The following is a 366-nucleotide window of genomic DNA, read 5'->3' on the forward strand; positions in this document are numbered from 1 at the left end:
GGCCGAGTCCCGCCAAATGAGATGGTCTGCGCCGAGTTGAAGGACATATGAAAACGGGTCCATATGCGCCGAAGGAATACGGACGTTAGCAAGTATGCTCCCCAAACTGTCCGATAACTCGCAATTCTCTGGAAAAAGCGCCTGTCCTTTGAACTCGTCGTACCATTTGGAAAAGCTCTTGATTTGTCCATGATAAACGGGGTGCCCTGGCTCGTTCGGCGCCATATCAAAATGAGCACCGAAAACATGAGTTAGTGCCCGCTTACGTTGGCGGAAGTAGCCAACCTCCGTAGAAAAGGCGACTGCCTGCAATTCCTTGTCGGTCTTGTAGAGCTGCCTATCAAAAGTTATCCTCCCTTGCAGCAT

At 50.8% G+C, this 366-nt stretch carries 1 protein-coding gene; it reads right to left on the minus strand.

Going from position 1 to position 366, the window contains the following annotated elements; all coding sequences use genetic code 11:
* A partial coding sequence (locus tag SB689_RS22675) for a hypothetical protein (protein ID WP_410694328.1) occupies nucleotides 1–366 on the minus strand: 366 nt, incomplete at both ends.

Origin of the sequence: Chryseobacterium sp. SIMBA_038 (assembly GCF_046535115.1) — a bacterium.
Classification (GTDB): Bacteria; Bacteroidota; Bacteroidia; order Flavobacteriales; family Weeksellaceae; genus Chryseobacterium.